We start from the raw sequence: 5,723 nt of genomic DNA, 5'->3' as shown, positions 1-5,723 counted from the left end.
ACGGGGGGAAGGGAAAAAAGGGGGGAACACGGGGACCCGAGGGGAAACGGGGAACCGGGGGAAACACGGGGGATCACGGAAAAGGGCGGGACCGTACAGGCCGGGGGGCTTGTAGGGTCCCGCCTTCCGTGTGCGGCGCGCGTCCGGGGCGCGTGGTGCCGTTTCCGCCGGGTCCGTTCGTCCGTCGCGACCGTGCGCCGTGCGCCGCGTCCCGTCAGCCGCGTACGGTACGGACGGCACCGTCGGGGGTGACACCGCTCGGCGACCCGTCCGTCCGCTGCCTCACGCACCGGCCGGCCGCCGCCGCCGCGATGCGGCCCAGCGCCTCGGCCTTGTCGCACGGATATGCCCCGAGCGCCGTCTGCCGACCGACGATCGCCCGCTCCGCCCGCATCAGCCGCCACCCGCGCCGCAGCAGGAAAGCCACCGACTTGCGCCCCTCGCGCAGATCCCGCGCCAACCGCCGCCTGAACGTGGTCGAGGGACGGCCGCGCAGACAGATCGCGTCGGCCAGCACCCCCAGCTTCTCGCAGCGCGCGACGATGTCGGCGGCGAAGATGCCCTCCGCCAGGAACAGCGGGGTGCGGTCGATGTCGAGCGCCTCGGTGTCCACCCGCGAACTGGTCGCGATGGAGTAGACGGGAACGGCCGTACGCCCCGTACGGCACAGCTCCACGACCGCCGCGACGGCGGCGTCCGCGTCCCAGGACCGGGCCGAGTCCCAGTCGATGTCCGTACTGCCCGGCACCAGCGGCAGCGTGGGGTCGTCGCCCTCTTTGTAGAAGTCGTCGAGACGCAGTACGGGCAGACCGGTACGGGCGGCGAGAGAGGACTTTCCGGAACCGGAGGGGCCCGCGAGCAGGACGACGCGGGTCGGCAGGGTGGGAGCGGTCACGGGACACCAGTGTGCGGCATGCGTGCGGGAAGTGAACCCCCGGGGAACCTTTGGGCGGAATCGGCGGACCGGCTTCATCCGGTTTGGCGGGTTTGGTGGTACCGAACCCCTCGGTTCAACTACGCTGCGTGTCAATCCGATCACCCGAGTCCACGGGCCAACGCACCGGCCAGGCAGGAAATCCCATGGCACGTCACGCAGCTCCCACCACCCCGCGCCGCACTCTGCTGCGCGCCGGTCTGACCCTCACGGCGGCGGGCGCGGCCCTGGGCCTGGGGACGGCGGGCGCCCAGGCGGCGGCCCCGGCCGCGCCGCTGCCCCTGTCGGGCACGGACAAGCCGCTTCTCGACGCGGCGGAGCTGCCGATCGCGGGCCAGGCCGTCGGCACGGCCCTCGGCCACTCCGCGGCGGGCGCGCTGGGCCCGGTCAAGAGCCTCCAGCTGGACCCCCTGGCGGGTACGGGCACCGATCCGCTCGACAACGCCCTGGGCACGCAGATCGCCGACTTCAAGCCGATCTCCACGGCGGCGGTCACCGGCCCGGTGACGGACGGCGGCGCGCTGAAGGACCTGCCGCTGGTGGGGGACGTGGTGGCGCTGTTGCCGGGGTGAGAGGGCTCTCTCAGGCCCTGCGCCCCAAATGCATGACGGTGATGGTGATCACGGCGTCATCGATCTCGTAGATGACTCGGTACAGTCCGATCTGGATGCGGCGGAGGTCCGGGGAGCCATACGCGAAGGAGCCGTCGGGGCGTGGCTCATGGGCCAGCAGGTCCACAGAAGCGAATACCTGTAAGAGGCCGGCCGGATCGTCAACCATGAAACGGTCGGCCCCCTTCAGGGCCGCTTCCCGCCAGTGAATCTCGTAGGTCACGCCCGCGGCTCCAGACCGAGCCTGCGCTTTGCCTCTTCGTGGGTGACGGTACTCAGGGTTCCGTTGGCCTTTTCGGCCATGTACTGGGCTACCGCGACCGCGTCTTCCAGGTCCTCCAGCTCCTGCGGGTTGATCAGTATGGCCGCCACATGTCCGTGGTCGGTGATGGCGATCCGCTCGCGGGAATGGGCGGTTCTGCGGATCAGCGTTCCGAAGTTGGCGCGGGCTTCCGTCATGGCGTACACGTCAGTCATGTACGGAAGCGTACGTTGCTGCAAAGTGCTGTGCACTGAAAAAGTCCTGCGTTCCCCCGAACGGGGGAACGCAGGACTTCATCCGGTGACGCTGTGCGGCTGTCCGCCGAATTTCAGTACGCCGAGCCCGACGCGCCCAGGGAGCCCGTCGGGTGCCAGACCGTCTTCGTCTCCAGGAAGGCGGTCAGACGGTGGGTGCCCGGGTCGGCGGTCCAGTCCTCGGCGCGGGGGCGGCGTACGCGCTTGAGGTTGTCGGCCGCCGCGATCTCCAGCTCCTTGGCGAGGGCCTCGTCCGCGCCGGTCAGATCGATGCCGTTGACGTCCTGGTGCGCCGCGAGGGGCGCCGCGATCTCGGCGGTCCGGCCCGACAGGATGTTGACGACGCCGCCCGGCACGTCGGAGGTGGCCAGCACCTCGCCCAGGGAGAGCGCCGGCAGCGGGCGCCTCTCGCTCGCGACGACGACCGCCGTGTTGCCGGTGGCGATCACCGGCGCGATCACCGAGACCAGCCCCAGGAACGACGAGTCCTGGGGCGCGAGCACCGTGACGACGCCGGTCGGCTCGGGGGTGGAGAGGTTGAAGAACGGCCCCGCGACCGGGTTCGCCCCGCCCGCGATCTGGGCGATCTTGTCCGTCCAGCCCGCGTACCAGACCCAGCGGTCGACCGCCGCGTCGACCACGGCCGCCGCCTTCGGCTTGGACAGCCCCTCGGCGTCCGCGACCTCCCGGACGAACTGGCTCCTGCGGCCCTCCAGCATCTCGGCGACGCGGTAGAGGACCTGACCCCGGTTGTACGCGGTCGCGCCCGACCAGCGGCCGAACGCCTTGCGGGCCGCGACGACCGCGTCCCTGGCGTCCTTGCGGGAGGACAGGGGGGCGTTGGCCAGCCAGCCGCCCTTGCCCGCCGCGGCAGCGGCCGATGTACCTGTCGTCACTTCGTACACCCGGCCGCTCTCGCTGCGGGGGAACGCGCCCCCGACGTACAGCTTGTAGGTCTTGAGGACGTTCAGACGGTCAGACATCGAGGTATGCCTCCAGGCCGTGACGGCCGCCTTCACGGCCGTAGCCCGATTCCTTGTAGCCGCCGAAGGGCGAGGTCGGGTCGAACTTGTTGAACGTGTTGGCCCAGACGACGCCCGCCCGGAGCTTGTTCGCGACCGCGAGGATCCGCGAGCCCTTCTCCGTCCAGATGCCCGCCGACAGGCCGTACTGCGTGTTGTTGGCCTTCGCGACCGCCTCGTCCGGCGTGCGGAACGTCAGCACGGACAGCACCGGGCCGAAGATCTCGTCGCGCGCGATGGTGTGCGCCTGGGTGACGTTGCTGAAGACCGTCGGCGCGAACCAGTAGCCCGACGACGGCAGCTCGCAGGCCGGGGACCAGCGCTCGGCGCCCTCCGCCTCGCCCGCGTCCGTCAGCGCCTTGATCCGGGCCAGCTGCTCGACGGAGTTGATCGCGCCCAGGTCCGTGTTCTTGTCCAGCGGGTCGCCGACCCGCAGCGTCGTCAACCGGCGCTTCAGCGCGTCCAGCACCTCGTCGTGGACCGACTCCTGCACCAGCAGCCGGGAGCCCGCGCAGCAGACCTGGCCCTGGTTGAAGAAGATGCCGGTGACGATGCCCTCGACGGCCTGGTCGACCGGCGCGTCGTCGAAGACGATGTTGGCGCCCTTGCCGCCCAGCTCCAGGGTGGCCCGCTTGCCGGTGCCCGCGATCTGCCGCGCGATGGCCTTGCCGACGGCGGTGGAGCCGGTGAAGGCGACCTTGTCGACGCCCGGGTGGCCGACGAGCGCCGCGCCCGTCGTCCCGTCACCCGTGACGATGTTGACGACGCCCCTCGGCAGCCCCGCCTGACGGCAGATGTCCGCGAAGAACAGCGCGGACAGCGGCGTCGTCTCGGCGGGCTTCAGGACGACCGTGTTGCCCGTGGCGAGCGCCGGGGCGATCTTCCAGGCGAGCATGAGGAGCGGGAAGTTCCACGGGATGATCTGGCCGGCGACCCCGAGCGCGCGCGGGTCGGTCCCATAGCCCGCGTGGCCGAGCTTGTCCGCCCAGCCCGCGTAGTAGAAGAAGTGCGCCGCGGCCAGCGGGATGTCCGTGTCGCGGGTCTCCTTGATCGGCTTGCCGTTGTCGAGCGTCTCCAGGACGGCCAGCTCGCGCGAGCGCTCCTGGATGATCCTGGCGATACGGAACAGATACTTCGCGCGCTCGGCGCCGGGCAGGACCGACCACTTCTCGAACGCCTTGCGGGCGGCCTTCACGGCCCGGTCGACGTCGTCCTCGCCGCCCTGGGCGACCTCGGAGAGCACCTCCTCGGTGGACGGGCTGACGCTCTTGAAGGCCCTGCCGTCGGCCGCCTCGGCGAACTCGCCGTCGATGAACAGGCCGTAGCTCGGGGCGATGTCGACGACCGAGCGGGACTCGGGTGCGGGCGCGTAGGCGAACGGGTTCGCGGACGCGGTCTCGGATACGTTCTCGGATGCCATCTCTGCCTCAGTCCACCGTGACGTAATCGGGGCCGGAGTACCGGCCGGTGCTGAGCTTCTGACGCTGCATCAGCAGGTCGTTCAGCAGGCTGGAAGCGCCGAAGCGGAACCAGTGGTTGTCCAGCCAGTCCGCGCCCGCGGTCTCGTTGACCAGCACCAGGAACTTGATCGCGTCCTTGGTCGAACGGATGCCGCCGGCCGGCTTCACACCGATCTGCACCCCGGTCCGCTCCCGGAAGTCGCGCACGGCCTCCAGCATGAGCAGCGTGTTGGCCGGGGTCGCGTTCACCCCGACCTTGCCGGTCGACGTCTTGATGAAGTCGGCCCCGGCGACCATGCCCAGCCAGGAGGCGCGGCGGATGTTGTCGTACGTGGACAGCTCGCCGGTCTCGAAGATGACCTTGAGGCGGGCGCTGCCCGCGGCCTCCTTCACGGCGCGGATCTCCTCGTACACCTTCAGGTAGTGGCCCGAGAGGAAGGCGCCTCGATCGATGACCATGTCGATCTCGTCGGCTCCGGCGGCCACGGCGTCCCGGGTGTCCGCGAGCTTCACGCCCAGCGCGGCGCGGCCCGCCGGGAACGCGGTCGCGACGGAGGCGACCTTCACTCCGGAGCCCGCCAGCGCGGCGACCGCGGTCCCGGCCATGTCCGGATAGACGCAGACGGCGGCCGTGGCCGGGGCCGTGCGGTCGGTGGGATCGGGGCGCACGGCCTTGGCGGACAGGGCCCGGACCTTACCGGCGGTGTCCGCGCCTTCCAGCGTCGTCAGGTCGATCATGGAGATGGCCAGATCGATGGCGTACGCCTTGGCCGTGGTCTTGATCGAGCGCGTACCGAGCGACGCCGCGCGCGCCTCCAGGCCGACGGCGTCGACGCCGGGCAGCCCGTGCAGGAAACGGCGCAGTGTGCTGTCGGACGCGGTCACGTCGGCGAATGCGGGGGTGATGGTGGGCATGGTCACCAGGGGAGCATATCTACGCGCGTAGCAGCCTGTACAGGGGCGCGCGGTCACGGATGGGGATCGGGAGGTGCGGACCCGGGGGGCCGACCGGGTGCGGGCCGGGTGCGGGCCGGGGTGGGACCTGGAGAGGGCCGGGATCAGGCCCCGGGCGGGCGGGGACCGGGAGGGGCTCGGGGGCTGTCGGAGGCGTACGGCAGAATCGACCTCATGACGAGTCCGAGTCCTGAGCCCCCCACCGAGCCGACCCACGCCGACCGCG

The 5,723-nt window shown here is 71.0% G+C and carries 7 protein-coding genes; 1 reads left to right on the top strand and 6 read right to left on the bottom strand.

Annotated elements, in window-relative coordinates; all coding sequences use genetic code 11:
• Positions 1–214: 214 nt before the first annotated feature.
• A complete protein-coding gene (locus DVH02_RS31970) occupies positions 215–973 on the bottom strand; it encodes a uridine kinase (RefSeq protein ID WP_407697706.1) in 759 nt (252 codons plus the stop codon).
• Positions 974–1,080: 107 nt separating this feature from the next.
• Here DVH02_RS31970 and DVH02_RS31965 point away from each other — a divergent pair, with 107 nt between their 5' ends.
• Positions 1,081–1,506: a hypothetical protein gene (locus DVH02_RS31965; protein ID WP_114627346.1), complete on the top strand. Its 426-nt coding sequence runs from the start codon at positions 1,081–1,083 to the stop codon at positions 1,504–1,506.
• A gap of 10 nt (positions 1,507–1,516) precedes the next feature.
• Here the strand turns inward: DVH02_RS31965 and DVH02_RS31960 are convergent, their stop codons facing one another.
• From DVH02_RS31960 to deoC, 5 genes are all read right to left on the bottom strand, one after another.
• A complete protein-coding gene (locus tag DVH02_RS31960; RefSeq protein ID WP_114627345.1) occupies positions 1,517–1,768 on the bottom strand; it encodes a type II toxin-antitoxin system RelE family toxin in 252 nt (83 codons plus the stop codon).
• Complete coding sequence (locus DVH02_RS31955) at positions 1,765–2,022, bottom strand: type II toxin-antitoxin system Phd/YefM family antitoxin (protein ID WP_114627344.1); 258 nt, start codon at positions 2,020–2,022, stop codon at positions 1,765–1,767. The genes DVH02_RS31960 and DVH02_RS31955 overlap by 4 nt, the downstream gene beginning before the upstream one ends.
• 113 nt (positions 2,023–2,135) lie before the next feature.
• A complete protein-coding gene (locus tag DVH02_RS31950) occupies positions 2,136–3,044 on the bottom strand; it encodes an aldehyde dehydrogenase family protein (protein WP_114627349.1) in 909 nt (302 codons plus the stop codon).
• Positions 3,037–4,503 carry an aldehyde dehydrogenase family protein gene (locus DVH02_RS31945; RefSeq protein ID WP_114627343.1) on the bottom strand — a complete coding sequence of 489 codons (1,467 nt, stop codon included), beginning with the start codon at positions 4,501–4,503 and terminating at the stop codon, positions 3,037–3,039. The genes DVH02_RS31950 and DVH02_RS31945 overlap by 8 nt, the downstream gene beginning before the upstream one ends.
• 7 nt (positions 4,504–4,510) lie before the next feature.
• Positions 4,511–5,458 carry a deoxyribose-phosphate aldolase gene (deoC, locus tag DVH02_RS31940; protein ID WP_114627348.1) on the bottom strand — a complete coding sequence of 316 codons (948 nt, stop codon included), beginning with the start codon at positions 5,456–5,458 and terminating at the stop codon, positions 4,511–4,513.
• Positions 5,459–5,723: the final 265 nt, after the last annotated feature.

Source organism: Streptomyces corynorhini (assembly GCF_003346515.1).
GTDB lineage: Bacteria > Actinomycetota > Actinomycetes > Streptomycetales > Streptomycetaceae > Streptomyces > Streptomyces corynorhini.
The sequence above is the reverse complement of the archived record's forward strand: the minus strand, read 5'-3'. Positions and strand labels throughout refer to the sequence as shown.

Excerpts from the sequence above, each read along its gene's own strand:
- DVH02_RS31950 (WP_114627349.1), bottom strand. The coding sequence starts at position 3,044 with ATGTCTGACCGTCTGAACGTCCTCAAGACCTACAAGCTGTACGTCGGG.
- DVH02_RS31945 (WP_114627343.1), bottom strand. The coding sequence starts at position 4,503 with ATGGCATCCGAGAACGTATCCGAGACCGCGTCCGCGAACCCGTTCGCC.
- DVH02_RS31965 (WP_114627346.1), top strand. The coding sequence starts at position 1,081 with ATGGCACGTCACGCAGCTCCCACCACCCCGCGCCGCACTCTGCTGCGC.
- deoC (WP_114627348.1), bottom strand. The coding sequence starts at position 5,458 with ATGCCCACCATCACCCCCGCATTCGCCGACGTGACCGCGTCCGACAGC.
- DVH02_RS31955 (WP_114627344.1), bottom strand. The coding sequence starts at position 2,022 with ATGACTGACGTGTACGCCATGACGGAAGCCCGCGCCAACTTCGGAACG.
- DVH02_RS31970 (WP_407697706.1), bottom strand. The coding sequence starts at position 973 with ATGAAGCCGGTCCGCCGATTCCGCCCAAAGGTTCCCCGGGGGTTCACT.